This is a genomic window from Mycobacterium paraseoulense (genome assembly GCF_010731655.1).
GTDB classification, from domain to species: domain Bacteria; phylum Actinomycetota; class Actinomycetes; order Mycobacteriales; family Mycobacteriaceae; genus Mycobacterium; species Mycobacterium paraseoulense.
In genome coordinates, this window is record NZ_AP022619.1 from 1,390,661 (window position 1) to 1,415,923 (window position 25,263).

Below are 25,263 nucleotides of genomic sequence, written 5' to 3' on the forward strand. Positions count from 1 at the left end.
AAAAGGTTGACGACTCAACCTTAAGCAGAACTTGTTGATGCGTCAACCAATCCGCTAGCATGGGCAGTCGATGGAACCGAAATGGCTGAGCCCTAGTGAAGACCGCGCCTGGCGGGCCTTCATGCACGCGCATCATCAGCTCGGTGTGCACCTGGCCCGGGGTCTGCAGGAATCAGGCCTGTCCGCGGCCGACTACGAGATCCTGGCGGTGCTATCGGCTCACGACGGGGACCGCATGCCCGCGCACGACCTGTGCACCACCCTCGGATGGGAAAAGAGCCGTGTCTCCCACCAGGTGCGGCGCATGCAGCAGGACGGGCTGATCGGCCGCGAGCCCAACCCCGACGACGCTCGCAGCACCATGGTCTGCCTGCTGCCGGCTGGCCGCGCCGCCATCGAGAGAGCGGCACCCGGGCACGTCGAGAACGTCCGCCGGAACTTCATCGACCTGCTCAGCCCGGCTGAGCTTGACATGCTCGCCGCCCTCAACGAACGAGTGCTGCGCCACCTGGCCGAAGAAGACGACGCCCACGAGCCCTCATAGCCGTCGCGCGCGCTGGTCTGGTCGAGCCGGACCTTCTCCTGATCGGTGCCTGCCGCTAGCCGACGCCGCGGCTGAGCCAGGTCACCTCGCCGACCTCGCCGCCGTCGCGGTAGGCCTCCAGGGCGTCGTCCCACGCCGTTCCCAGCACCGTGTCCAGCTCGGCGGCCAAGGTGTCGGCGCCCTGCGACATCAGCACCCGCAGCCGCATCTCCCCGACCATGACGTCGCCGTTGGCGCTCATCGCCCCGCTCCACAGGCCGAGCTGCGGGGTGTGGCTGAACCGCTGGCCGTCCACGCCGGGGCTGGGGTCCTCGGTGACCTCGAACCGCAGCACCGACCACGAGCGCAAGGCGTTGGCCAGCCTGGCGCCGGTGCCCACCGGCCCGACCCAGTTGGTGACCGCGCGCAGCTGGCCGGGCATGGCCGGCTGCTGCGTCCACGTGAGGTTCGCCTTCGCCCCAAGGGTCGACGACAACGCCCACTCGACATGCGGGCACACCGCCGCGGGCGAGGCGTGCACGTACACCACGCCAGTCGTCACGTCGGCGAATTGATTCGACGCACGCATATGCTGCTCCTTCGGTTCCGCGAGGGACGTCTTCCCCAACGACCTGGCGGGACCTGGCGAGCAGGATGTCTAACTATTTTGTGTGTCGTGCGTGTCTATTGTGCCCTGTGATGCCCCTGTTGCGCTAGTGTGCATTTTCCCCTAGCCGTATTCGGCTAGCACGGCGTCGGAAATCGCCGGCCACGGCCGCTTCGCCCACTCCCCGAAATCGCGGTTGGTGAGGGCCACCAGCGCCAGGTCCCGTTCGGGATCTGCCCAGATGAAACCACCCGCCTGACCGAAATGGCCGTACGTCCGCGGCGAGTTGCGCGCGCCGGTCCAGTGCGGCGATTTGGCGTCCCTGATCTCGAAACCCAGGCCCCAGTCGTTGGGCCGCTGGACGCCGTAGCCGGGCAGCACGCCGTCCAGGCCGGGAAATTGCACCGTCGTCGCCTCGGCGTGCAGCCCGGGCGAGACCGTCGCCGGACGCAGCAGGTCCCGGGCGAACGCCGCCAGGTCGGCCACCGTGGACGTCGCCCCGAACCCGGCGGCCGCCGCGCCGCCGTCCAGCCGGGTGGCCGCCATGCCCAGGGGTTCGCAGACGGCTTCGGCCAGGTAGCGGCCGAAATCGATCCCCGACTCGCGCTCCACGGTCCGGGCCAGCACGGTGAAGCCGTGGTTGGAGTAGATGCGCCGGGTTGCGGGCGCGGCCAGCACGTGATCGTTGTGCATGGCCAGGCCGGACGCGTGCGCCAGCAGGTGCCGGACGGTGGCGCCCGGCGGTCCGGCGGCGGTGTCCAGGTCGACGACGCCCTCCTCGACGGCCACGTGGATGGCGCGGGCCACCAGCGGTTTGGTCACCGAAGCCAGCTCGAACACCCGCTCGGTGTCGCCGTGGCTGGCCAGCACCCCGGCGGGTCCGATCACCGCCGCGGCGGCGGCCTCGACGGGCCAGTCGTTCAGAGCGTCGAGGGCAGCCATCACTTCCGGGCGATGTAGTAGTTGTTGATCGGGTCGGACTCGATCTCGGCCACCCGCACGTCGTCGAATCCGGCGTCGGCCAGCATCGAGGTGGCCAGCTGCGTCCCCCAGGCGGTGCCCAGCCCGGCACCGTCCAGCGCCAGCGACACCGTCATGCAATGCATCAGCGAGGTGGTGTAAAGGTAAGTGCTCATCGGGACGCCGATGTTGTCCTCCAGCCGGCTGGACGCCTTGATGTCGGCCATCAGCAGGACACCCCCGGGCCGCAGCGCGCGGTAGATGTTCTCCAGTACCCGCGCCGGCTGGGCTTGGTCGTGGATCGCGTCGAAGACCGTGATGACGTCGTAGGCGTCCGGCTTGTCCAGCTGCGCCAGGTTGTGGCTCTCGAAGGTCGCGTTCGCCAGGCCGAGATCGGCCGCCTCGCGGGCGCCGACGGCGATGGCCTCGTCGGAGAAGTCGATGCCGGTGAAGCGGCTGGCCGGGAACGCCCGCGCCATCACGTTGATCGCGTGGCCGCTGCCGCAGCCGAAGTCCGCCACGTCGGCTCCGTCGCGCAGGCGCTCGACGAGCCCGTCGACCAGCGGCAGCACCGTGTCGACGAGCGCACGGTCGTAGACGACGCCGCTCTGCTCGGCCATCAGCGCGTGGAATCGGGGGAACTCGCGGTAGTGCAATCCGCCGCCGTCGCGGAAGCAGCCGATGATCTTTTGTTCGACCTCGGCGAGCAGCGGGACGAACAGGGTCACCAAGGCCAGGTTGTCCGGCCCGGCCGCGCGGGTCAGCACGCCGGCACGGTGCGCGGGCAAGGAGTAGGTGTCGGTGGCGGCGTCGTAGTCGACGACGTGTCCGGTCGTCATGCCGGCCAGCCACTCGCGCACGTAGCGCTCGTTGAGGCCGGCCGCGTCGGCGATCTGCGCGCTGGTGGCCGGCGGCAGTCCGGCCATCGTGTCCAGCAGACCGGTCTGGTGCCCGATGCTCAGCAGCAGGGTCAGGCTGGCGCCGTCGATGGCCGCCGTGATTCGTTCGGCGAAGTCTTTGGTGCTTTCAGAGGCGGTCTCGGGTGCCGTCATGGTCAGCGACGGTACACCGTAGGTTGGTGGCCATGAGTCAGACAGTGCGCGGCGTGATTTCACGAAAGAAGGGTGAACCCGTCGAGTTGGTGGACATCGTCGTCCCGGACCCCGGGCCCGGCGAGGCGCTGATCGATGTCATCGCCTGCGGGGTGTGCCACACCGACCTGACCTACCGCGAGGGCGGCATCAACGACGAGTACCCGTTCCTGCTCGGCCACGAGGCCGCCGGCCGGGTCGAGGCGGTCGGGCCCGGTGTCACCGCGGTCGAGCCGGGCGACTTCGTCATCCTGAACTGGCGGGCCGTCTGCGGCCAGTGCCGGGCCTGCAAGCGCGGACGTCCGCACCTGTGTTTCGACACCTTCAACGCCGCTCAGAAGATGACGCTGACCGACGGCACCGAATTGACGCCCGCCCTGGGCATCGGGGCGTTCGCCGACAAGACGCTGGTGCACGCCGGGCAGTGCACCAAGGTCGACCCGGCCGCCGACCCGGCCGTCGCGGGCCTGCTCGGCTGCGGGGTGATGGCCGGCATCGGCGCGGCGATCAACACCGGCGGCATCACCCGCGACGACACCGTCGCGGTGATCGGCTGCGGCGGTGTCGGCGACGCCGCGATCGCCGGCGCCGCGCTGGTCGGGGCCAGGCGCATCATCGCCGTGGACACCGACGACACCAAGCTGGACTGGGCCCGCGAGTTCGGCGCCACCCATACCGTCAACGCGCGCCAGGCCGACGTCGTGCAGGCCATCCAGGACCTCACCGACGGGTTCGGGGTCAACGTCGCGATCGACGCCGTCGGCCGGCCCGAGACCTGGAAGCAGGCCTTCTACGCCCGCGACCTGGCCGGAACCGTTGTGCTGGTGGGGGTTCCGACGCCCGACATGAAGCTGGACATGCCGCTGGTCGACTTCTTCTCCCACGGCGGGTCGCTGAAGTCGTCGTGGTACGGCGACTGCCTGCCCGAACGCGACTTCCCCACGCTGATCGACCTGTATCTGCAGGGCCGGCTGCCGCTGGAGAAGTTTGTCTCCGAGCGAATCGGGCTAGACGACGTCGAGGAGGCGTTTCACAAGATGCACGGGGGCAAGGTTTTGCGTTCGGTCGTGATGCTCTGATGGTGAACATCGAGCGGGTGGTGACCCACGGCACCTTCGAACTCGACGGGGGCAGTTGGGAAGTCGACAACAACATCTGGCTGATCGGCGACAACTCCAACGTGGTGGTGTTCGACGCCGCCCACGACGCGGCGCCCATCGTCGAGGCCGTGGATGGCCGCCATGTGGTCGCGGTGGTGTGCACGCACGGCCACAACGACCACGTGACCGTCGCGCCGGAACTCGGCAAGACACTCGACGCACCGGTGCTGCTGCATCCGGCCGACGAGGTGCTATGGCGGATGACGCACCCCGACAGCGACTTTCGCGCAGTTTGCGACGGCGAGACACTGAGCGTCGGAGGGACGGAGCTGCGGGCGCTGCACACCCCGGGCCACTCCCCCGGTTCGGTGTGCTGGTACTCGCACGACCTGGGCGTGGTGTTCAGCGGGGACACCCTGTTCGCCGGCGGCCCGGGCGCGACCGGCCGCTCGTATTCGGACTTCCCAACGATCCTGCAGTCCATCTCCGAGCGGCTGGGTAAGTTGCCCGACGAGACGGTGGTGCACACCGGCCACGGCGACAGCACCACGATCGGCGACGAGATCGTCCATTACGAGGAGTGGGTGGCCCGCGGGCATTGAGCGGTCCGCCGTGGCGCACGGGCCCCGGCCACATCGGTCACATGAGTACCAGTTTGTAGACCACCACGCGTGCGCCGAACTCGATATCGCCGGCGATATCAAATTCGAGCGTCGTCGATTGGTCGGCAGAGCCCGGTAACGCGACAACGACTCCTAATGCCCCTCGAGGATCCTGCGCTTTTCGGCCTCGAACTCCTCCTGCGTCAGCGCCCCCGAGTCCCGCAGCGCCACAAGGGTTTTGAGCCGCTCGAGCCGCACCCCCTCGTCACCGAGTTCGTGCGCGAGCGGCACCGGTGATGCGGCGGGCCGCGGGTAATACGGGTTTGCCGCCACCACCCTCTGGCGCCGGATGCGGCCCAACCACAGCCCGGACATGATCGAACCGACCAGACCCACCACGAACAGCCCGGCGAACACCCACATCACCAAACCCGAAGAACCCTTGTGCCCGAAGGCCAGTCGCGGGTTGATATAGCCGTTGACCTGCCCGTCGGTGGTGATGTTGTAGGTGCCGCTGGAGGCGATCCGGGCGACCCATACCCGCACATGCGCGTCGTTGTTGACGGTCGTCGTGCTGCCGATGCTTTCGGTCAGCACGGGCTGCGCCACACCATCGGGCGGCGCGATCGTGACCCCCAGCGGCGGTACCGGAAGACCACGGTCGGGGCCGCTGATGACGACGGTGTGCAGGCTGACGGTGACGTCACCGGCGGGTAGGTAGAGGCTGCCCGAGCCGGGGACGGGCACCTCGCCGTAGGCGCTGTACTTGTCCAGGAAGAACGCGTTGAGCACCAGGGCGACGATGAACCCGCACACCGACACGATCGTCAGCGCGACGGCGCCGGCCAGCCCAACCCTCGCGAGCCGCCTGCCGTTCATCCAGGCAGTGTGTCACTGCGGGCCGGACGACGGCAGCGCAATAGGGCAAAGCCGAGTACGACGAAGGCCAGCGCCGGCACCCAGTCCCCCAACCGTTGATAGGGCGTGACGCGCGACCCCAACGGCACGCCGACCACGGCCGCGCCCCGGAAGCCCGACGGGAACCAGGCCACCCGGTGGCCCCGCGCGTCGAAGGCCGAGCTGTCACCGGAGAGCCCGACGTGCACGGCCGGGCGGCCGGCCTCGACGGCACGTACCGCGGGCTGGGCGGCCAGCTGCGGCTGCGCCCAACTCCCCTGGAATGACGAGGTGGAACTCTGATACACCAACAGCTCCGCACCGAGCTGGGCCTCCCGGCGGGCAAGGTCGGAGAACAGGGCCTCGTAGCTGACCAACGGTCCGATCGGCAGGGTGCCCGCGTGCAGCACGACGGGCCCGGACCCGCGTCGGCGGTCCTCGGCGGCGGCCCCGCTGTGCCGCGTGATCCAGCCGAAAAGCGGCCGCAGCGGGACGTATTCGCCGAATGGCACCAGCCGGGACTTCCGGTAGGTGCCCAACGACCCGCGCTCCCCGATGAGCACCGCCGACTTGTAGATCCCTCCGCCGGGCGCGGGCGCGTCGACGTTGACCAGCAGGTCCGCGCCGACCCGCCGGGACACGTCGGTGAGGCGCGCCAGAACGTCCGGGTGTGCGGCGAGATCAGATCCCACACTGCTCTCTCCCCAGACCACCAAATCCGGGCGCTGGCCGGCGACCGAATCGGTGAGCTGCTCGCCGGCGGCCTGGCGCGCGCCGGAGTCGGCGATGTCGCCGGGCTGCACCAGCGCCACACGCAACGTGGGACCGACCGCGGGCGACGGGCCGGACAGATACCACACCGGGCCCACCGCCGCGCAGGCCACCGCGCACCCCAGCGCGACGAGCCGGCCGGACGCCTCGCGATGCACCACGACGCCGATCAGAGCGGTATTGGCCGCCACGACAAGGAAACTCGTCAACCACACCCCGCCCAACGACGCCGATGCCAGCGTGACGGGCTGCGCGGACTGCGACGCGCCCAGCGACGCCCACGACCCGCCCAGCGGCGGCCACGACCGCACGGCCTCGGCCGCCACCCACGCGCTGGGCAAAACCACGACGGCGGCGACCGTCCGGCCCGGCCCGGCCGGAGCGGACAGCAACCGATGCGCCAGCCACCCCCAGGGCAGCCAGAGCGCACCGAGGCCGACGGCCACCCCCGCGAGCAGGGGGCCGAGGAAAGGCGCCAGCCAGTACTGGGTGGCCAGCACGAACCCGGTGACGCCGAGCCAGGCCCGCACGGCCGCATCCGGTCCGCTAGGCGCGGCCCGCACCGACAGGAGCAGCGGGACCAGGCCGAACCAGGCCAGCCACCACCACGACGGCGCGGGAAAGGCGAGGGCGGGCAGCGCGCCGGCGGCCAACGCCACTAGCCAACCGGGAATGCGTCGCGGCATGCTGACCAGGATGCCGCCCTACCGGTAAGGAGTGATACCCATGGCCAACGATCTCGTCGCCACGGTGCCCGACCTGTCAGGCAAGCTGGCGGTCGTCACCGGCGCCAACAGCGGCCTCGGATTCGGTCTGGCCCGGCGGCTCGCGGCCGCCGGCGCCGACGTCGTCATGGCGATCCGCAATCGCGCCAAAGGCGAAAAGGCGATCGACGAAATCCGCAAGTCGGTCCCCGACGCCAAGCTGATCATCAAGTCGCTGGACCTGTCGTCGCTGGCCGCCGTCGCCGCGCTCGGTGCACAGCTCAACGCCGAGGGCCGCCCCATCGACATCCTGATCAACAACGCCGGCGTCATGACGCCGCCGGAACGCGACACCACCGCCGACGGTTTCGAATTGCAGTTCGGCAGTAACCATCTCGGGCACTTCGCGCTCACCGGCCACCTGCTGCCGCTGCTGCGCGCCGCCGGCAAGGCGCGCGTCGTCTCGCTGAGCAGCCTGGCGGCCCGCCAGAGCGCCAAGATCCACTTCGACGACCCGCAGTTCGAGAAGTCCTACGCGGCGATGTCGGCGTACGGGCAGTCGAAGCTGGCGGTGTTGATGTTCGCCCTCGAGCTGGACCGGCGCAGCCGCGCCGCCGGCTGGGGCATCATGTCCAACGCCGCGCACCCCGGCCTGACCAAGACCAACCTGCAGATCGCCGGGCCGTCGCACGGCCGCGACAAGCCCGCGCTGATGGAGCGGTTGTACAGGGCGTCCTGGCGATTCACGCCGTTCTTGTGGCAGGAGATCGACGAGGGCATCCTCCCGGCGCTGTACGCCGCGGCCGCGCCGCACGCCCAGGGCGGCGCGTTCTACGGGCCCCGCGGGTTCTACGAGGCCGCCGGCGGCGGGGTGCGGCCGGCCAAGGTGCCCGCACCCGCCCGCAACGAGGCTGACTGCCAACGACTTTGGGAGCTTTCCGAGCAGCTCACCGGCGTCGGCTACCCGAAGCCGAACTGACGACTATCGTTGGGCCATGCGGCCTGAACCTCGGATGCCCGAATCGAGCATTGTGGTCCGGCCCGAACCCGTCTACACCCAGTCGTCGCGGCTGCAGGCCGCCGGGCTGGCGCCGGCCATCGCGTTGTTCGAGCGGGCCGCCGAGCAGGTCCCGCTGCCCAAGCCCCCGCAGCCCATCGTCGTCGCCGACTACGGCGCGGCGAACGGGCACAATTCGCTCAAGCCGATGTCGGCGGCGATCGCGGTGCTGCGTCGCCGCACCCGTCACGACCACGCAATCCTGGTGGCGCACACCGACATACCGGACAACGACTTCTCGGCGCTGTTCCACACGCTCGAGGACGACCCGGAGAGTTACCTGCACCTGGACACCGCGACGTTCGCGTCGTCGATCGGCCGCTCGTTCTACGACCAGATCGTGCCGTCGAAGACGGTCAACCTGGGCTGGTCGTCGTGGGCGACGCAGTGGCTGAGCGCGATGCCGTGCGAGGTGCACGATCACGTGCACGTCGGCTACAGCGGCGACGACACCGCGCGCGCGGCATACGCCCACCAGGCCGCCCTGGACTGGCTGAACTTCGTGGCGTTCCGCGGCCGCGAGCTGGCCCCGGGCGGCCGGCTGGTGGTGATGACGATCGCCCTCGACGACGGCACACCGGGGTTCCCGACGCTGCTCGACGCGATGCTGGCGGCGCTGCGTGAGCAGGTGCGCGACGGGCTGCTGCGCCAGGACGAGGCCCGGCGCATGACCATTCCCACATTTGCGCGCAGCGAGAAGGACTTTCGTGCCCCGTTTTCGCCCAGCGGACGCTTCGAGGGCCTGTCGATCGAGCATCTGGACACGTTCAACGCGGAGGACCGATTCTGGGCGCGATTCCGGGTGGACGGCGACGCGGAGGCCTTCGGGGCACACTGGGCGGCCTTCGCCAGGGCGGCGTTGTTCCCCGCCCTGGCGCGCGGCCTGGACGGCGGGCCCCGCGACGCGCGAGCCGGGGAATTCGTCGATCAGCTCGAGCGGGCGGTCGCGGCCCGGCTGTCCAGCGCGCCCGAGCCGATGCGGATTCCGCTCGCGTTGGTCGAGCTGGTCAAGCACGAACCGTCCCGCTGATGAGAGTTTCGACACAACGCCGCAACGGGTAACCCCCAAAAGATCGCGACCCGCGATGACGAGGGGGTTTGATGCATGAGCGTCCAGGACGATGAATCGGCTGCTCAGGACGCCGATCACAACGAAGAGACCGAGCAAAAGCTGACGGAGAAGCCGGAGCCGGACGAAGGCCACAAAGAGAAGGCCGCCGAGATGATGGAGGCCTACGAAGAGAAGCCCACCATCGTGCTGCCCGGCACCGGGGGGAGCGTGTCCGGCACCGCCGTCAACGACTGGTTGGACGAGGACGGCAATCCCCGGCACGAAAAACCCGAGGGCGGCCCCGACAGCCAGGCGCAAGGCGACGATTCGCGCGACGAGCAGGCTCTGCAGGACCAGATCGAGAAGGACAAGGCCCTCAACGAGCAACTCAAAGAGGCGGCGACGGCGGACAACAAGGGCGAAAAGCGTTGACCTACTGGGCCGTTCCGAACTGAGAGGGTAGCTGGGGGATGCCGCCGATGCCCAAGTCGCCCCCGATCCCTTGAATGATCTGGTTGACCCGGTCCATGCCGGGGATGGGCTCGTTGAGGCCCGGCACCGCCGGAACCGGCGGCACCTGCCGCGGGATCGCCGGATGTGCGGGCGCGGCCGCCAGCGGCGGCGCCTTCTGCGGTTTGGCTGACGGGACGCTGGTCGACGGCGTCTCGGTGTTGGCGGGCGGGTTGGTGTCGGTGGTCGACGGCGCGGGAGCCTCTTCGCCGGGCGGCGGCGGCTGAGCGGTCGCGGTGTTGGCGGGCGGCGCGGGAACCGGGGTGGTGACGCCCGGCGCCGGTGTCGTCGCCGATTTGTTCGCCGAGGTCAGGCCGATGGTGACGGCGGTCCCGACGAGCGCCACGGCCGCCGCCGCGCCGACGATCGCGGCCAGGACCGGCAGCCGGAACAGGCGGCCCTTGCGCTTGGCGGACGCCGGCCCGTCGGTGGTCTCTTCGCCGGCGGGGGCGGGCGTGACCTGCGGCTGGTTCCCGGTCTGCGACCAGGCCCGCACGGGAGCGGCGCCGGTGATCGCCGCAGCCGGAACGACTTGGGCCGTCGCGGTCGCCTCGGGCGCCGCAGCCGTCGCCGCGTTCTCCCCGGGGCCGTGCGCGGCCCGCAGCGCGGCGCCGGTGGCCGCGGTCAGGTGCGGGCGCGGCGTGGTGATGACCGGGACGCGGAAGTACTGCGAGAGCGTCGTGGTGATCGCGGGGATGTTCGCCCCGCCGCCGACGGAGACGAGGGCGACCAGGTCATCGATCCCGTTGCGCGCCAAAGCGTTTTCCAGCACCGCCACGAACCTGTCCAGCGGTGTGCGGATCGCCTCGTCGAGCTCGTCGCGGCCGACGCGGACTTCGCCCGTGAGCCCGTCGGTCAGCGTGGTCACCGTGCTCGACGACAGTTCTTCTTTGGCGGCCCGGCATGCTGTCCGCAGCCGGCTCAGCGAGCCGATCGCCACGGTGCCCGCCGGGTCGAAGGACGCGGTGCTCGGCATGTTGGAGATGACGGCGCTCAGCAGCGCCTGGTCGATCAGGTCGCCGGAGAAATCGTGCAGGCGCACGGTCGGGGCCAGCGCCTGGTAGTCGCCGTCGGCGCGCATGAACGTGATGCTGGTGCCGGTGCCGCCGAAGTCGCACACCGCCACGGTCCCGGTGCGCGGCATCCCGGGGTCGGTCCGCACGGCGAGCAACGCAGCCGCGGCGTCGGGAATCAGCAGCAGGGGCCGCGCCCGGTGGGACCATTCGGCCACCGCGCTCAGCGCGGTGCCCAGCGCGTCCACCGTTGGCGAGGCCCAGTGGGCGGGATAGGTCACGGCGAGGCTGTCGGGCAGGGCCAGCCCGCCGGTGACGGCGAAGGCCAGCCCGCGCATCGCGTCGGCGATCAGTTCCTCGCCGCGGTGCACCGAGCCGTCGGCGGCCACCACCCCCCGCGGGTCGGACACCCGCTGCACGAAGCCGGTCAGCACCAGGCCGGGCCGATCGAGCCGCGGATTCTCCGCGGGGATGCCCACCTCCGGCGCGCGGTCGGGGTAGAGCGTCAGGACAGGCTTACGGGTGACGGAGCGTCCGGCGGCCACCCCCGCCAGGTTGGTGGCCCCGATCGACAAGCCCAGCGCGGTCCCCGCTCCATTGGCCATATGTCCCAACCCCAACTTCACCCGACTCGCACCCGGCTAGCCGTTATTGTGCCGTGCAAACCTGTACCGAGTCTCAGCGGAACCTAGGTGCTGGCTGTGCGCCGGTCAGCGAATGTTGCCGGCCCCGGCGATCAGCGGCAGGTCGAGCGGCGTGACCCAGCCCGGCCGCAGCTCGTTGACGGCCGGCACCGCGTTGAGGGCGCGCATCCCGGTCGCCAGGCACCCGGCCGTGGCCGCGTCGCGGCCCGAACCGTCGGTGAACCGGAACGCGGTCTCCTGGAAGACGCTCGGCGTGCCCTCGATCTCCACCCGGTAGACGTCGTTGTCGTGCCCGGAGGGCCAGTCGGGGGCGGCGTCCAGGCCGATGCGGTTGACGTGCTCGAGCTGAATCCTGGTGTCGCCCTTGTAGATTCCGTTGATGGTGAACCGGACGGCGGCGACGTGCCCGGGCTTGATCACGCCCTTGACGGTGTTGCGCTCGGTGGGCGTCACCCACTTGTCCCAGGTGGTGGTGATCTCGTCGAGCATGATGCCGGCCGCGTGGGCGATCATCGGGACGGTGGCACCCCACGCGAAGATCAGCATGTTGGAGTCTTCCAGCAGCGGGCTGTACTCGGGCTCGCGGCCGATGCCCATCTCGACCTCGTAGTCGCCCTCGTAGTTGGTGTAGTCCAGCAGCTCCGACGCGCGCACCCGGCGCACCTCCGAGCACAGCCCCATCAGCGTCATCGGGAACAGGTCGTTGGCGAACCCGGGGTCGATGCCGGTGGTGAAGCAGGACGACTCTCCCAGCTCGCAGGCCTCGGTGATCGGCGCGATCCAGTTCGGCGGGTTCAGGTGCATCGTCGGCCACACCCACGGCGTCATCGCCGTCGAGCACACGTCGATCCCCGCCCGCAGGAAGCGGGTGATCAGCCCGATGTTGTCCTTGGCGTGCATCGCCGTCGGGCCGTAGTGCACCAGCGCGTCGGGCTTCAGCGCGATCAGGGCGTCGACGTCGTCGGTGGCGACGATGCCGACCGGCTCGGGCAGCCCGCAGATGTCGCCGACGTCGCGCCCGACCTTGTCGGGGTTGCTGACGCCGACGCCCACCAATTCGAACAGCGGATGCTTGACGATCTCGGCGATCACCATCTTGCCGACGAAGCCGGTGCCCCAGACCACCACGCGCTTTGAGCCGTGTTCCGACATACTCACCTTCCCGTACCAGCCCCCGTGGGACTCACACTAGAGCGGCCCGGCTTCGTCTGGGCGGAAAGCTTCCGTAGCACCGCGTGTGGTGACACGATGCAAATCATGACCAAGCATGTGCGCGGGCTTTCGCTCCTGTTCGCCGTCGCTGTCGGTTGCGCGGGGACGCTCCCCGGCGTGGCCCACGCCATCCCCCAGATGCCGCAGGCCCGGTACGAGGTGACCGGCGGCCCCGTCGCGCAGTACATCTCGTATCAGACCGATACCGGTCAGCTGCACCAGGTCAATGTGCCCCTGCCCTGGTCGACGGAATTCACGTCGTTCGGGGGCCAGGTGTTCGTGGTCAGCGTGCAGGGGGTGGGCCCCCTGCGCTGCCGGATCCTGCTCGACGGCAACGTGGTCGCCGACGCGCAATCGGCCGGCGGCAGGACGGTCTGTGCCCACTAGCGGTTTTGCAGGAGGTTGCCGGTGAGTCTCAAGACGGGTATCGCGACACGGACGAACGGGACCCCGCCGCCGGAGGTCCCCCTCTCCGACATCCACCTCGACTCGCTGGATTTCTGGGCCCTGGACGACGACTTCCGCGACGGCGCCTTCACCACGCTGCGCCGCGAGGCACCCATCTCGTTCTGGCCCGCGATCGAGATGGAGGGGTTCGAGGCGGGCGAGGGGTATTGGTCGCTCAGCCGGCACGACGACGTGTACTTCGCCAGCCGTCATCCGGAGATCTTCAGCTCCACCCCGAACATCACGGTCAACGACAACGCACCGGAGATCGCCGAATACTTCGGCTCGATGATCGTGCTCGACGACCCGCGGCACCAGCGGCTGCGCTCGATCGTCAGCCGGGCGTTCACCCCGAAGGTGGTGGCGCGCATCGAGGCGTCGGTGCGCGAGCGGGCGCGCCGGCTGGTCGCGTCGCTGATCGCCAATCATCCCGACGGGGAAGCCGACCTGGTCACCGAGCTCGCCGGCCCGCTGCCGCTGCAGATCATCTGCGACATGATGGGGATCCCCGAGGACGACCATCAGCGAATCTTCCACTGGACCAACGTGATCCTCGGGTTCGGCGATCCCGACCTGACGACCGACTTCGACGAATTCCTCAAGATCTCGATGGACATCGGCGCCTACGCCAGCGCGCTCGCCGAGGACCGCCGCATCCACCATCACGACGACCTCACCACCAGCCTGGTGGAGGCCGAGGTCGACGGCGAGCGGCTGTCGTCGGCGGAGATCGCGTCGTTCTTCATCCTGCTGGTGGTGGCGGGCAACGAGACGACGCGCAACGCGATCAGCCACGGCGTGCTGGCCCTGTCGCGCTACCCCGACGAACGGGACAAGTGGTGGGCCAACTTCGACCGGCTGGCGCCCACGGCCGTCGAGGAGATCGTGCGGTGGGCCTCGCCGGTGGTCTACATGCGGCGGACCCTGACCCGCGACTACAAGCTGGGTGGCACCAAGATGGCCGAGGGTGACAAGGCCGTGCTGTGGTACAACTCGGCCAACCGCGACGAGTCGACGTTCGCCAACCCCTGGCTCTTCGACCTGGCGCGAACCCCTAACCCGCATTTCGGTTTCGGCGGCGGCGGGGCGCACTTCTGCCTCGGGGCCAACCTCGCCCGCCGCGAGATCCGGGTCGTCTTCGACGAGTTGCGCCGCGAGATACCCGATCTCGTCGCGACCGCCGAACCCGCGCGGTTGTTGTCGCAGTTCATCCACGGCATCAAGACGCTGCCGGTCGCCTGGACCCCGCCGCGCGGTTAGCAGCCCGTGACCATTCCCGCGTTTCCCGCCCCCGACGTGCTTGCCGCCCGGCAGAAGCTCGTGCTCGACCACTTCCGTGACGAGGTCCGCCAGGACTGGGACGACGTGTTGTCGACCTTCCCGCACCCGCGCTACGAGTTGATCCCGCAGATGATCGTGCACGACGGCGACACGGCGGTGCGCGATTACTACGCCTACACCCGCACCGCGTTTCCCGACCAGGACCACGAGATCATCGCGCTGCGGCACAGCGCCGACGCGGTGATCGTCGAGTTCTGGCTGATGGGCACCCATCTGGGATACCTGGGCAAGGTGCCGCCCACCGGCAGCCGCTTCCGGGTCCGCATGACCGCATACTTCGTCTTCGACGACACCGAAACGCTTGTGTGTGAACGCATCTACTTCGACACGCTGACCATGATCAAACAGCTCCTCGGCGGCCTGGACATGAAGAAGCCCGCCAATTGGCTGCTGGCCGCGCGCTGCGCGCGCGGGTTCCTGTCGATGTCGTCGGAAAAGCCGGATCCGGCGCTGACGAATACCGTGCCACCGGCCTTCGCGGGTGCCTAAACTGCGTGCATGCGGGCGTTTTACCCGGTATGCGGCCTGACCGCCCTAATGGCGTTGGGCTGGTGCGCGACGGCCACCGCCGCGCCGTTTCCCCAGGGCTCGCACACCGAGAAGTGGATCGACCTGCAGGCCGGCGAGTGCGTGGCCGACCTGCCCCCGCCAGACCTGAGCCGCGTGACCGTCACCGTAGTCGATTGTGCGACGGCGCATTTGGCCGAGGTGTACCTGCGCGCACCGATGGCCGTCGACACCGCGGTCGCGGGCGTCGCGAACAAGGACTGCGCCGCCGGGTTCGCTCCGTACACCGGCCGACCCGCTGAGGGCAGCCCGTTTTCGATCACCTACCTGATCGACTCGAATCAGGACCGCACCGGGGCCAATCCCACGCCCAGCACCGTCATCTGCCTGCTGCAGGCCGCCAATGGGCAGCCCCTGACCGGATCGGCGCATCGCTGATCAGCAGCCGAGTTGCCCTGCCAGGTCGAGGAAGTCGGACGCGTTGACGTCGAACTCGTCGGAATAGGTCACGTCGGCCTCGCCGCCGGCGCCGAACTCCAGCGGGCGGGCGACGAAGGCGGTCCGGAACCCGAGCCGCCCGGCGGCGCTGATGTCGTACTTGTGGCTGGCCACCATCATGATCTCGCCGGCGTCAAAACCCAGATAGGTCGCGGCCATCCGATAGATCGCCGGGTCGGGTTTGAACACCCCGGCCATCTCCGCGGTGAAGATGGCGTCCCAGGGCAAGCCCGCGCGCTTGGAGATCTCGACGACCGCCGACACGTCGGCGTTGGACAGGGTGGCCAGCGTGTAGGCGCCTTTGAGGCGCGTCAGCCCGGGCACCACGTCCGGCCAGGGCGTCAGCCGCCGCCAGGCCAGGGTCAGGTCGTCCTTTTCGGAGTCGGAGAACCGGATGCCCAGCTGGTCCAGGACGCGGTCGAGCGCGCGGCGATAGACCGAGTGGACCGGCACCCATGAGGTGCCCCGGCGCTCGGCGACGTCGAGCGTCGCGAAGTAGGCTGCGCGCCAACGGCGCACCAGCTCGGGCCAGTCGGCCCCCGGGTGCCGGCCGGCGCTGATCCGCCGCGCCTCCGCGCACACGGTCGAATGGAAGTCCGTCGCCGTGCCTTGCACGTCGAACAGCAGCGCCTTGACCACACGCGCAATCATGCAACCTGTAGCGCGCATGAATCTACGATGTCCTGGTGGCCGATAGCGCCGATGAACACGAGCCCGACTACCGGTTCACCTTCGCCAACGAGCGGACGTTCCTGGCCTGGCAGCGCACGGCGCTGGGGCTGCTCGCCGCGGCGGTGGCCCTCGTGCAGCTGGTCCCCGAGCTGGCCGTCCCCGGCGCGCGGCGCGTCCTCGGCGTCGGGCTCGCGGTGCTGGCCGTCCTCACCAGCGGAATGGGGCTGCTGCGCTGGCACCAGGCGGATCGCGCCATGCGCCGCGGCGACCCGTTGCCGCGTCATCCCTCACCGACCTACCTGGCGGTGGGCCTGACCGTGGTCGGGCTGATCGCGATCGCGTTGGTGATCGCGAAGTCGGTCATCGCTTGAGCGAGTCGACGGCGGACCACGGCGGTCAGGCCGAGCGGACGACGCTGTCCTGGACGCGGACGTCGTTCGCGTTCCTGGCCAACGGCGCGCTGCTGATGATCAGGAACCTGCACGGCTCCGTCGGGCCGAGGGGGTTGATCCCCGCCGCCCTGGCCGGCGCGTTGGCACTGAGCACCTTCGCCATCGCCGTTCACCGCCAGCACACCCTGCAGCAGCGGCCCCTCCCGCAGCGACTCACCCCCCGGCGTCAGGTGTACATCATCGGGACGGCGGTGCTGGCCCTCACCGTCGTCACCGCGCTCGCCCAACTGATCTAGCACGGTGTTCGTCCTCACAGAGGACGAAACATCGTCCGCCCGGTCTTCGGCAACGAATTACGGGAGTGGACAGCTGCCTGGCGCTAGGCTACCGATCGATGACCGGACCGCCCACGCCCAGCGAGGACCTGGACGCGCTGCTGCACAAGGTCGCGCGCGGGGACCGGGACGCGTTTGCCGCGGTTTACGACCTCACTAAGAGTCGGGTGTACGGCATGGTGATGCGGGTGCTGCGCGATTCCGGGTACAGCGAGGAGACCACCCAAGAGGTCTACTGCGACGTGTGGCGGACGGCGCCGGGCTACGACTCCAGTCGGGGCTCCGCTCTGTCGTGGCTGCTGACCATCGCGCACCGGCGGGCCGTCGACCGGGTGCGGGCCGAGGCGGCATCCGGCAAGCGGGATTCCCGCTACGCCGCGACCAGCGCAGACCCCGCCAGTGACGTCGTCGCCGATTCGGCGATCGCCGGTGACGAGCGCCGCCGCGTCGTCGAATGCCTGGGCGCGTTGACCGACACGCAGCGGGAGTGTATCCAGTTGGCTTATTACGACGGACTCACCTACAGCCAAGTGTCGGACCGGCTGGCCGCGAATCTGTCGACGATCAAGTCACGCATGCGCGACGCGCTGCGCGCCTTGCGTAATTGCCTGGAAGTGCCATGACGGAACCGAACGAATTCGAATTGCTCGAGCTCGCAACGCCATACGCGTTGGATGCCGTGTCGGACGAGGACCGCGCCGAAATCGAGCGGCGGGTGGCGGCCGCGCCACGAGCGGTGGCGGCGGCCTTCGACGACGAAGTCCGTGCCATCCGCGAGACGATGACGATCGTCTCGGCGACGACGGCCGTCGAACCACCGGCGCGCCTGCGGGCCGCCACGCTGGCGGCGATACCTGCCCGCGATGAGCGCAAATACGGTTGGCGCACCGCCGTTTTGGCGGCCGCGGCGGCAGCGGTGGTGGTCGGTGCCGCCGCATTCGGCGTCGGGATACTGATGCGTCCGCACCCGCCGTCGACCATCGCCGAGCAGGTCTTTGCGGCCCCCGACGTGCGCACCGTTTCCGGGCCGCTCGGCAATGGCACTGCCACCGTTGTCTTTTCCCACGACCGCAACGCCGGTGTGCTGGTGATGAACAACGTCCCACCGCCGAAGCCCGGGACCGTCTACCAAATGTGGTTACTGAGCGACAAGGGCCCGACCTCGGCCGGGACGATGAGCACGGCGGCCGTGGCGCCGTCGACCACCGCGACGCTCACCAACCTCGGATCGTCGACCACCCTGGCGTTCACCGTCGAACCCGGAACCGGCTCGCCGCGGCCGACCGGAACGATACTGGCCGCGTTGCCCCTGGGCTGAATCTCAACTCTGACCCGTCCGCGGCCGCGTCGTCTCCGAATCACTCCCGTCCGGTCGAAAGGCGGCGCTTCATGCCGTCCATGGAGAAGGAGTGCAAACGCGATGATCAACGTTCGGGCCAGGACAATCGCTGCGGCAGGGCTCGCGACGATTGCGGTAGTTGGCTTTTCGGCGTGTTCGACCAACAAGTCGGCGTCTGGACCGATGACGAGCAGCAGCACGGCAACGGTAACCAGCAGCATGGCGGGTCCGGCGACGACGTCGGCCGCGGCCGATCCGGCGGCCGACCTCATCGGTGCGGGCTGCGGCGACTACGCCAAGGAGAACCCCAGCGGCCCCGGGTCGGTCGCCGGGATGGCTCAGGACCCGGTCGCCACGGCCGCGTCCAACAACCCGATGCTGACCACGCTGACCTCGGCGCTGTCGGGCAAGCTGAACTCGAACGTCAACCTGGTCGACACGTTGAACAACGGCCAGTACACGGTTTTCGCACCGACCAACGCCGCCTTCGACAAGCTGCCGGCGGCCACCATCGACAAGCTCAAGACGGACTCGCAGCTGCTCAAGAGCATCTTGACCTACCACGTGGTGCAGGGTCAGGCAAGCCCGATGAAGGTCGACGGTGACCACACGACCCTGCAGGGCGCCAAGCTGACCGTGACAGGTCAGGGCAACGACCTCAAGGTCAGCAACGCCGGATTGGTGTGCGGCGGGGTGCACACCGCCAACGCCACGGTGTACATGATCGACACGGTGCTGATGCCGCCAGGCCAGTGAGCTCGCCTGCCCATCGGGGATGAACAGCCCGGCTTCGGCCGGGCTGTTTTTCTTTGCGGCAGCACCAATCCGCGGCGCCCCTGGCAGCGAATGACGTTCATGCTCACCATTGCGCTGATCGGCTTCGTCGGAGGTCTCATCACCGGCGTATCGCCGTGCATCCTGCCGGTACTGCCGGTGATCTTCTTCGCCGGCGCGCAGGGTGGCGCCGATGACCCTGCCCCACAGCCGGTTTCCGGCGCGGGCGTGGACGTCGCGGTCAGGCCGGAACGCACGTCGCGCAGTGCGCGCCCCTACCTGGTCATCGGCGGTCTGGTGCTCAGCTTCACCGCGGTCACGTTGGCCGGCTCGACACTGCTGTCGCTGGTGCACCTGCCGCAGGACGCCATCCGCTGGGTCGCTCTGGTCGCCTTGGTCGCCATCGGTCTCGGCCTGATCTTCCCGCGGGTCGAGCGATTACTGGAGCGTCCGTTTGCGCGTATCCCGCAGAAGCAGTTGGGGTTCGGCGGCGGCGGGTTCGGTCTCGGCCTGGCGCTCGGTGTGTTGTATGTCCCGTGCGCCGGGCCCATTCTCGCCGCGATTGTGGTGGCCGGCGCCACGGCTCCCCTCGGCCTGCGCACCGTCGTATTGACTGGCAGTTTCGCGCTGGGCGCCGCCTTGCCGTTGTTCGTCTTCGCACTGGCTGGCCATCGGGTGGCTCAGCGGGTGGGAGCGTTTCGACGGCGGCAGCGGCAGATCCGGGTCGCGGCCGGGATCGTGATGATCGCGCTTGCGGTGGGACTGGTGTTCAATGTTCCCGCGGCTCTGCAACGGGCCGTTCCCGACTACACCAGCGGGCTGCAACAACGATTGGCGGCCGACCGCGGGGTCCGGGAGAAGCTCAACCTCGGTGGCATCGTAAACGACCAGAACGCGCAGCTGTCCAATTGCAGCGACAGCGGCCGGGAGCTCGAAAGCTGCGGCCAAGCACCCGATCTCAAGGGCATCGCCGGTTGGCTGAACACTCCCGGCAACCAACCGATCACACTTGCGTCCCTGCGCGGCAAGGTCGTGCTGATCGATTTTTGGGCGTACTCGTGCATCAACTGCCAACGCGCCATCCAGCACGTCGTCAGCTGGTACAACGCCTACAAGGGCGACGGTTTCGAGGTCATCGGGGTCCACACCCCGGAGTACGCGTTCGAACAGGTGCCCGGCAATGTGGCCAAAGGCGCCGCTGACTTGGATGTCGCCTACCCGATCGCGTTGGACAACGGCTACTCCTCGTGGACGAACTACCGCAACCGTTACTGGCCGGCGGAGTATCTGATCGACGCCACCGGCCAAGTGCGCCACATCAAATTTGGGGAGGGCGACTACAACGTGACCGAGGATCTGATCAGGCAGCTGATCGTGGCCACGCATCCCGGGCTCAAGCTGCCACCGCCAACAGACACGAGCCGCTCGACCCTGCCAGACAAGACCACGCCCGAGACCTACTTCGGCGTCGGCAAGGTCGTCAACTATGGCGGCGGCGGGCTATACGACGAAGGCACAACAACTTTCGACTATCCGCCCACCCTGGCCGCCGATAGCTTCGCCCTGAAAGGTCCGTGGTCGCTGGACTACCAAGGCGCCACCGCCGCCGGCAACCAGTCCAGTATCAGGTTGAACTACCACGCCAAGAACGTCTACATCGTCGCCGGCGGCACCGGATCCCTCACGGTCACCCGCGACGGACGATCCGTCGCGATTCCGATCAGCGGGCCGCCGACGTCGCACCAGATCGTCTCCGGCGAGCACTCGCAATCGGGAACCCTCGAGGTGCGCGCCGACCGAGCGCTGCAGGTGTATTCGTTCACGTACGGCTGAAACTTTTACCCCTGCACCAATCCGAAGGTGTCCGGGCTCCGAATCACTCATCAAATGTCGGACCAACCAAAGGAGTCAAACGCGATGAAAGCACACGGGACGTCGGTGGCAGCGAAAGGGTTCGCGGTAGCGGCGATGCTGGGTCTGGGTGTGGTGACCGCTCCGAGCGCGGCGGCGGCCGATCTGGTGGGCCCCGGCTGCTCTGATTACGCGGCTACCAACCCCAGCGGCCCGGCGTCGGTGGATGGAATGTCGCAGGTTCCGGTGGCGGTGGCGGCGTCCAACAATCCGGTGCTGACCACCCTGACCGCTGCGCTGTCGGGCAAGCTGAACCCGAATGTCAACCTGGTCGATACCTTGAACAACGGCCAGTACACGGTCTTCGCACCGACCGACGCCGCATTCAACAAGCTGCCAGCCGCCACCATCGACAAGCTCAAGACCGACTCGCAGCTGCTCACCAGCATCCTGACCTATCACGTGGTGCCGGGTCAGTTGAGTCCGACGATGGTCGCCGGCTCGCATAAGACGGTTCAAGGCGCGAACGTGACCGTGACCGGCCAGGGCAACGGCCTGAGAGTCAACAACGCGGGTCTGGTGTGCGGTGGCGTGCCCACAGCCAACGCGACCGTGTACATGATCGACACGGTGCTGATGCCGCCGGCGTAATGACGCACTCAGCCACGCTCGCCGCACCAGCCCCGGCCCGGGGCTGGTGTGGCAGGTGTGGCTAGGCGATCACGTAGTCGCTGAACGGGAAGGTCGCAGCTTCCCGCACCGAGTTCAACGTCGACGTCGGCCGCAGCAGCGACGCCTCACCGCTGGGGCTGAAGTAGTACGAGCGCGACGTCGCGCAGTTGCCGGAGTAGAAGACCGTGTTGTCCAGCCGTTTGGTCATCCGCTCCATGAACCGGTCGTTGGCCTCTTCGGTCACCTCGAAGGTTGTCGCACCGCGACGCTTGACCTCGCCGAGCAGCCGGTCCATGTGCCGCATCTGGTATTCGATGGTGTGGAAGAAGGACAGCCCGGAGAAGGCGTACGGGCTGGCCAGGCTGAGGTAATTGGGGAAGTACGGCATGGTGACGCCCTGGTAGGCCTGGAACCTGGTCTCCCGCCACCACTTTCCGAGGTTGCGGCCCTTGCGGCCGACCACCTCGATGGCCGGGAAGTTGGCCTCCCACAAGTCGAACCCGGTCGCCAGGACCAAGGTGTCGATCACGGTCTTACGCCCGTCGGCGGTGACGATGCCGTCGGCCTCGATCCGCGCGATCCCGGTGGTCTCCAGGTGCACGTGCGGCTGGGTGAACGCGCGGTAGAACGTGTTCGAAAAGGTCGGCCGCTTGCAGCCCAGGTCGTAGTCCGGCGTGAACTTCTCGCGCAGTGCCTTGTCCCGGATCCACCGGAAGCGGTTGATCTTGGCCAGGTCGGAGGCGGAAATGTTGCCCCGCCCGCGGGACTCCTTGAAGTGCAGCGCCCCGACGACCATGATGACCTCGAGGATGACGTCGGTCACCCACCGCAGCGCACGCTGGGCCGCCGGCACCCGGGCGAACAGCCGCCGCACCCCCATGGGGAACTCGAAATCGAACTTCGGCAGCACGTGGGTTGCGGTGCGCTGGTAGACCGTAAGCTCCGCGGCCTCTTTGGCCAGCTCCGGAATGACCTGCACCGCCGACGCCCCGGTCCCGATGACCGCAATGCGCCGCCCCTGATAGCCGTAGTCGTGGTCCCAGGCGGTGGTGTGGACCACCTTGCCCTCGAAGCTCCCGACCCCGGGGATATCCGGCATGCGCGGCTGGGACAGGAAACCCGTGGCGGTGATGAGGAGGCGGGTCGTCAGGGTTTCCCCGCCGGCCAGTGCCACCCGCCACACCGCGGCGTCCTCGTCCCACTGGGCACCTTCCACCGTGGTGTTGAACCGCATGTAGCGGCGCACGTCGTACTTGTCCGCGATGTCGACGGCGTACTTCTTGACTTCGGCGCCCGGCGCGAACAGCCGCGACCAGTCCGGGTTGGGCTCGAACCAGTACGAATAGGTGGTCGACGGGATGTCGACGGCGATCCCCGGGTAGTGGTTGACGTGCCAGGTACCGCCCAGGTCGTCCTCACGTTCGAGGATGGCGATGTTGTCGTACCCGAGACGCTTGAGCTGGATCGCGGCGCCGATGCCGCCAAAACCGGCGCCTACGATAACGGCGTCGAAACGGTCCGTGTTCACAGCCTCGCTCCGTGCTTACTTGGTCTTGCTCCGCGCTTACACACAAAGAACTTTCACTAATCTTACGGAATTCTAATAGAGCTGTGCGTGGGACGCATGCGTGTTTGCCGGCATGTGACCTTGCCGACATCAGCGCGAGGCGTCACCGTTCTCGTTACCGGCCCCGCCGGCCCCGCCGAGCTCGTCGTCCGCAGGCGGCCCGCAAACCCGTGGCATCGCCGCGCGCGTTCGGAATCTTGCGCCATCGCGTCGCTGAAGAAGGCCGCGACGTCGCCCATGCCAGCGCTTTTCGCGTCGGGGACGTACTGCACGTGGTCGTGTCCGGCCCTCAGCGAGTGGTACCGGCCGGGGATGAGGTCGAAAGTTACGTCGTCGAAACCCGTTTCGCCCGTGACCATGTCATCACCCTTCCGTGTCGTGAGCGTGTTCGCCGGACCGGCTACCCACGCGAAACGGCGCCAAACGACGGTCCGGGGCGATTCGGGATGACGGCATCTCGCGCGGACCATAAAATGGGCTCATTTGGTGCGCCGACACGCGCCGCTCATCCGGCGCGCGCCGCCGCACAGCGGTATACAGGAAACGACAACGGATTTGTTCGCAAAACGCATAGTTTGGGAGGCTCCCGGCATGGGCACATCCTGCGGCATGATCGCACGTCAAATAGCCCGTTTCGTTGTTCCGGCAGTCGCCGCGGCGTCCGGCCTCGGCGCCTCGGCTCTGGCCGGTTCCCTCCTACCCACCGCCGCCGCCCAATGCCCCGACGTCCAAGTCGTGTTCGCCCGCGGCACCGGCGAAGCCCCCGGCGTCGGCCCCACCGGACAAGCCTTCGTCGACGCCCTGCACGCACGCCTGGGAACCAAGTCCTTCGACGTCTACCCGGTCAACTACCCCGCCAGCGACCAATGGGACACCGGCGTCGACGGCATCAGAGACGCCGCGGTCCATATCAATTCGATGGCCCACGACTGCCCCAACACCAAAATGGTGCTCGGCGGCTACTCCCAGGGCGCGGCCGTGATGGGCTTTGTCACCTCCCCCGCGGTCCCCGACGGCGTCGACCCCAACACCGTGCCCAAACCCCTGGACCCCTCGGTGGCCGACCACGTCTCCTCCGTCGTGCTGTTCGGCACCCCCAACGTGCGCGCCATGAACTTCCTCGGCGAACCGCCGGTCGTCATCGGCCCGGCATACCAGAACAAGACCATCAAGGTCTGCGCCACCGAAGACCCGGTGTGCTCCGACGGAATGAACTTCGCCGCCCACAACACCTACGCCGACGACGGCGCCATGATCGACAAGGGCGTCGCCTTCGCCTCCAGCCACCTCGACGCCGGCACCAGCGGCGCCCCGCCGGTCAGGGGCTTCGTCGGCTGAGCGACCGCTCGGCTACCCGGCTTTGGCGTTCAGGTAGGCGACGATCCCCTGGGTGACCGCGGCGGCATACTTCGCTTGGCCGTCGGGGCTCTGGATGCGCGCGGCGTCCTCGACGTTTTTCATGTTGCCGAGTTCGACGAGGATCGCCGGGTATTGGGCCAGGTTGAGTCCCGCGAGGTCGTCGCGGCCGTTGAGACCACCCGACCCGATGTAGTTGGCGGGCTGAAAACCCGCCCGCACCAACGCGTCCCGCATCATGGTGGCCAGCTGGACGGCCGGGCCGGCCTGCACGTCGTTCAGGGGCGGGGTGGAATAGTTCACGTGGAATCCGCTGCCGGATGCCGGTCCGCCGTCGGCGTGGATGCTCACGATCGCATCGGGGCGCATCGCGTTGGCCGCCGCCGCGCGCTGGTCCACGCAGGGGCCCACCGAGTTGTCGTTGTCGCGGGAGAGTTGGGTGCGAACGCCCATCTGGTTGAGCGACTGGCTGATCAGCGTCACGACGGCCCAGGTAAAGGCGTGCTCGGGGTAGCCGTCGTCGGCGACGGCACCCGAGGTCTGGCACGCCTTGGTCCCGCTCCGGCCGTTGGGGACCTGTTGGTTAATCGAGGCGTCGTTGACGGCGTTGTGGCCCGGGTCGAGGAAGACGGCCGCCCCGGCCAGGCCGGCGGAGGCGCGTGGGGCGGTTGTCAGCGCCCCGGCACCGAGCAGCACCGGCGCGAATCTCAGCACGTCACGCCGCGAAATGGGTCCCAGGCCGGCGCGGTCGCTCACCGCGCGATGGTAAC

The 25,263-nt window shown here is 68.6% G+C and carries 28 protein-coding genes and 1 pseudogene; 18 read left to right on the plus strand and 11 right to left on the minus strand.

The genetic code is table 11. The features are described from left to right. The first annotated feature begins 70 nt into the window (after positions 1-70). Positions 71-544, plus strand: a complete 474-nt coding sequence (locus G6N51_RS06160) for a MarR family winged helix-turn-helix transcriptional regulator (RefSeq protein WP_083172787.1) — start codon at positions 71-73, stop codon at positions 542-544. Positions 545-599: 55 nt separating this feature from the next. On the opposite strand, the gene G6N51_RS06165 is transcribed toward G6N51_RS06160, so the two are convergent. From G6N51_RS06165 to G6N51_RS06175, 3 genes are all read right to left on the minus strand, one after another. After that, positions 600-1,112 (minus strand): DUF3145 domain-containing protein, encoded by a 513-nt coding sequence (locus tag G6N51_RS06165; RefSeq protein ID WP_083172786.1) that lies wholly within the window; start codon positions 1,110-1,112, stop codon positions 600-602. Positions 1,113-1,253: 141 nt separating this feature from the next. After that, positions 1,254-2,072, minus strand: a complete 819-nt coding sequence (locus G6N51_RS06170) for a serine hydrolase domain-containing protein (RefSeq protein WP_083172785.1) — start codon at positions 2,070-2,072, stop codon at positions 1,254-1,256. Next, positions 2,072-3,142: a class I SAM-dependent methyltransferase gene (locus G6N51_RS06175; protein WP_083172784.1), complete on the minus strand. Its 1,071-nt coding sequence runs from the start codon at positions 3,140-3,142 to the stop codon at positions 2,072-2,074. Before G6N51_RS06175 ends, G6N51_RS06170 begins: the two co-directional genes overlap by 1 nt. Positions 3,143-3,174: 32 nt before the next feature. Between G6N51_RS06175 and G6N51_RS06180 the strand changes: the two genes are divergently transcribed. Both G6N51_RS06180 and G6N51_RS06185 read left to right on the plus strand, forming a co-directional pair. Continuing rightward, positions 3,175-4,260: an S-(hydroxymethyl)mycothiol dehydrogenase gene (locus G6N51_RS06180; RefSeq protein ID WP_083172783.1), complete on the plus strand. Its 1,086-nt coding sequence runs from the start codon at positions 3,175-3,177 to the stop codon at positions 4,258-4,260. After that, positions 4,260-4,883 carry an MBL fold metallo-hydrolase gene (locus tag G6N51_RS06185; RefSeq protein ID WP_083172782.1) on the plus strand — a complete coding sequence of 208 codons (624 nt, stop codon included), beginning with the start codon at positions 4,260-4,262 and terminating at the stop codon, positions 4,881-4,883. The genes G6N51_RS06180 and G6N51_RS06185 overlap by 1 nt, the downstream gene beginning before the upstream one ends. Before the next feature lie 153 nt (positions 4,884-5,036). Here G6N51_RS06185 and G6N51_RS06190 read toward each other — a convergent pair whose 3' ends face one another. Then, a complete protein-coding gene (locus tag G6N51_RS06190) occupies positions 5,037-5,762 on the minus strand; it encodes an SHOCT domain-containing protein (protein ID WP_083172781.1) in 726 nt (241 codons plus the stop codon). Beyond that, positions 5,759-7,237: an apolipoprotein N-acyltransferase gene (gene lnt, locus G6N51_RS06195; RefSeq protein WP_083172780.1), complete on the minus strand. Its 1,479-nt coding sequence runs from the start codon at positions 7,235-7,237 to the stop codon at positions 5,759-5,761. The genes G6N51_RS06190 and lnt overlap by 4 nt, the downstream gene beginning before the upstream one ends. 40 nt (positions 7,238-7,277) lie before the next feature. Here lnt and G6N51_RS06200 point away from each other — a divergent pair, with 40 nt between their 5' ends. The 3 genes from G6N51_RS06200 to G6N51_RS06210 all read left to right on the plus strand — a co-directional run bounded on the left by G6N51_RS06200 (position 7,278) and on the right by G6N51_RS06210 (position 9,795). Next, the gene (locus G6N51_RS06200) at positions 7,278-8,234 is read left to right on the plus strand and encodes an SDR family oxidoreductase (protein ID WP_083172779.1); all 957 of its coding nucleotides are present in this window, start codon (positions 7,278-7,280) and stop codon (positions 8,232-8,234) included. A 16-nt stretch (positions 8,235-8,250) separates the two neighbouring features. Next, on the plus strand, positions 8,251-9,342 hold the full coding sequence (locus G6N51_RS06205) for a class I SAM-dependent methyltransferase (RefSeq protein WP_083172778.1): 1,092 nt from the start codon (positions 8,251-8,253) through the stop codon (positions 9,340-9,342). A gap of 75 nt (positions 9,343-9,417) precedes the next feature. Continuing rightward, positions 9,418-9,795, plus strand: a complete 378-nt coding sequence (locus G6N51_RS06210; RefSeq protein WP_083172777.1) for a hypothetical protein — start codon at positions 9,418-9,420, stop codon at positions 9,793-9,795. Position 9,796: 1 nt separating this feature from the next. Here G6N51_RS06210 and G6N51_RS06215 read toward each other — a convergent pair whose 3' ends face one another. Then, positions 9,797-11,491 (minus strand): Hsp70 family protein, encoded by a 1,695-nt coding sequence (locus G6N51_RS06215; RefSeq protein ID WP_083172776.1) that lies wholly within the window; start codon positions 11,489-11,491, stop codon positions 9,797-9,799. A 105-nt stretch (positions 11,492-11,596) separates the two neighbouring features. Then, positions 11,597-12,682 (minus strand): NAD(P)H-dependent amine dehydrogenase family protein, encoded by a 1,086-nt coding sequence (locus G6N51_RS06220; RefSeq protein WP_083172775.1) that lies wholly within the window; start codon positions 12,680-12,682, stop codon positions 11,597-11,599. 105 nt (positions 12,683-12,787) lie between these two features. On the opposite strand from G6N51_RS06220, the gene G6N51_RS06225 reads away from it, so the two are divergent. The 4 genes from G6N51_RS06225 to G6N51_RS06240 are packed head-to-tail and all read left to right on the plus strand — an operon-like array spanning position 12,788 to position 15,475. Further along, positions 12,788-13,129 carry an MmpS family transport accessory protein gene (locus tag G6N51_RS06225; protein WP_174814297.1) on the plus strand — a complete coding sequence of 114 codons (342 nt, stop codon included), beginning with the start codon at positions 12,788-12,790 and terminating at the stop codon, positions 13,127-13,129. 21 nt (positions 13,130-13,150) lie between these two features. Next, on the plus strand, positions 13,151-14,449 hold the full coding sequence (locus G6N51_RS06230; RefSeq protein WP_083172773.1) for a cytochrome P450: 1,299 nt from the start codon (positions 13,151-13,153) through the stop codon (positions 14,447-14,449). Positions 14,450-14,455: 6 nt separating this feature from the next. Then, positions 14,456-15,019 carry an ester cyclase gene (locus G6N51_RS06235; RefSeq protein WP_083172772.1) on the plus strand — a complete coding sequence of 188 codons (564 nt, stop codon included), beginning with the start codon at positions 14,456-14,458 and terminating at the stop codon, positions 15,017-15,019. A gap of 48 nt (positions 15,020-15,067) precedes the next feature. Continuing rightward, positions 15,068-15,475 (plus strand): hypothetical protein, encoded by a 408-nt coding sequence (locus G6N51_RS06240; protein ID WP_372510287.1) that lies wholly within the window; start codon positions 15,068-15,070, stop codon positions 15,473-15,475. On the opposite strand, the gene G6N51_RS06245 is transcribed toward G6N51_RS06240, so the two are convergent. Further along, entirely contained in the window at positions 15,476-16,186 is a 711-nt protein-coding gene (locus tag G6N51_RS06245) for a haloacid dehalogenase type II (protein ID WP_083172770.1), read from the minus strand. Positions 16,187-16,221: 35 nt separating this feature from the next. Here G6N51_RS06245 and G6N51_RS06250 point away from each other — a divergent pair, with 35 nt between their 5' ends. The 7 genes from G6N51_RS06250 to G6N51_RS06280 all read left to right on the plus strand — a co-directional run bounded on the left by G6N51_RS06250 (position 16,222) and on the right by G6N51_RS06280 (position 21,549). Beyond that, complete coding sequence (locus G6N51_RS06250; protein WP_249026001.1) at positions 16,222-16,578, plus strand: YidH family protein; 357 nt, start codon at positions 16,222-16,224, stop codon at positions 16,576-16,578. Beyond that, entirely contained in the window at positions 16,575-16,895 is a 321-nt protein-coding gene (locus tag G6N51_RS06255) for a DUF202 domain-containing protein (RefSeq protein WP_083172768.1), read from the plus strand. Before G6N51_RS06250 ends, G6N51_RS06255 begins: the two co-directional genes overlap by 4 nt. Positions 16,896-16,993: 98 nt before the next feature. Next, positions 16,994-17,557, plus strand: coding sequence for a sigma-70 family RNA polymerase sigma factor (locus tag G6N51_RS06260; protein ID WP_083172767.1), 564 nt, complete (start codon positions 16,994-16,996; stop codon positions 17,555-17,557). Continuing rightward, on the plus strand, positions 17,554-18,252 hold the full coding sequence (locus tag G6N51_RS06265; protein WP_083172766.1) for an anti-sigma factor: 699 nt from the start codon (positions 17,554-17,556) through the stop codon (positions 18,250-18,252). The genes G6N51_RS06260 and G6N51_RS06265 overlap by 4 nt, the downstream gene beginning before the upstream one ends. Positions 18,253-18,456: 204 nt before the next feature. Further along, positions 18,457-19,029, plus strand: a complete 573-nt coding sequence (locus G6N51_RS06270) for a fasciclin domain-containing protein (RefSeq protein WP_372510277.1) — start codon at positions 18,457-18,459, stop codon at positions 19,027-19,029. A gap of 99 nt (positions 19,030-19,128) precedes the next feature. Continuing rightward, a complete protein-coding gene (locus tag G6N51_RS06275; RefSeq protein ID WP_083172853.1) occupies positions 19,129-20,880 on the plus strand; it encodes a cytochrome c biogenesis protein DipZ in 1,752 nt (583 codons plus the stop codon). A 135-nt stretch (positions 20,881-21,015) separates the two neighbouring features. Beyond that, the gene (locus G6N51_RS06280) at positions 21,016-21,549 is read left to right on the plus strand and encodes a fasciclin domain-containing protein (protein ID WP_232078531.1); all 534 of its coding nucleotides are present in this window, start codon (positions 21,016-21,018) and stop codon (positions 21,547-21,549) included. Positions 21,550-21,610: 61 nt separating this feature from the next. On the opposite strand, the gene G6N51_RS06285 is transcribed toward G6N51_RS06280, so the two are convergent. Both G6N51_RS06285 and G6N51_RS29540 read right to left on the minus strand, forming a co-directional pair. Beyond that, the gene (locus G6N51_RS06285) at positions 21,611-23,098 is read right to left on the minus strand and encodes a flavin-containing monooxygenase (RefSeq protein WP_083172764.1); all 1,488 of its coding nucleotides are present in this window, start codon (positions 23,096-23,098) and stop codon (positions 21,611-21,613) included. Positions 23,099-23,262: 164 nt separating this feature from the next. Beyond that, positions 23,263-23,496 (minus strand): annotated as a pseudogene (locus G6N51_RS29540) (acyl carrier protein); the annotation flags it as partial. Between the two features lie 232 nt (positions 23,497-23,728). Here G6N51_RS29540 and G6N51_RS06295 point away from each other — a divergent pair. After that, entirely contained in the window at positions 23,729-24,475 is a 747-nt protein-coding gene (locus G6N51_RS06295) for a cutinase family protein (RefSeq protein WP_163750662.1), read from the plus strand. Between the two features lie 12 nt (positions 24,476-24,487). On the opposite strand, the gene G6N51_RS06300 is transcribed toward G6N51_RS06295, so the two are convergent. After that, positions 24,488-25,249, minus strand: a complete 762-nt coding sequence (locus G6N51_RS06300) for an Rv3717 family N-acetylmuramoyl-L-alanine amidase (protein WP_083175445.1) — start codon at positions 25,247-25,249, stop codon at positions 24,488-24,490. Positions 25,250-25,263: the final 14 nt, after the last annotated feature.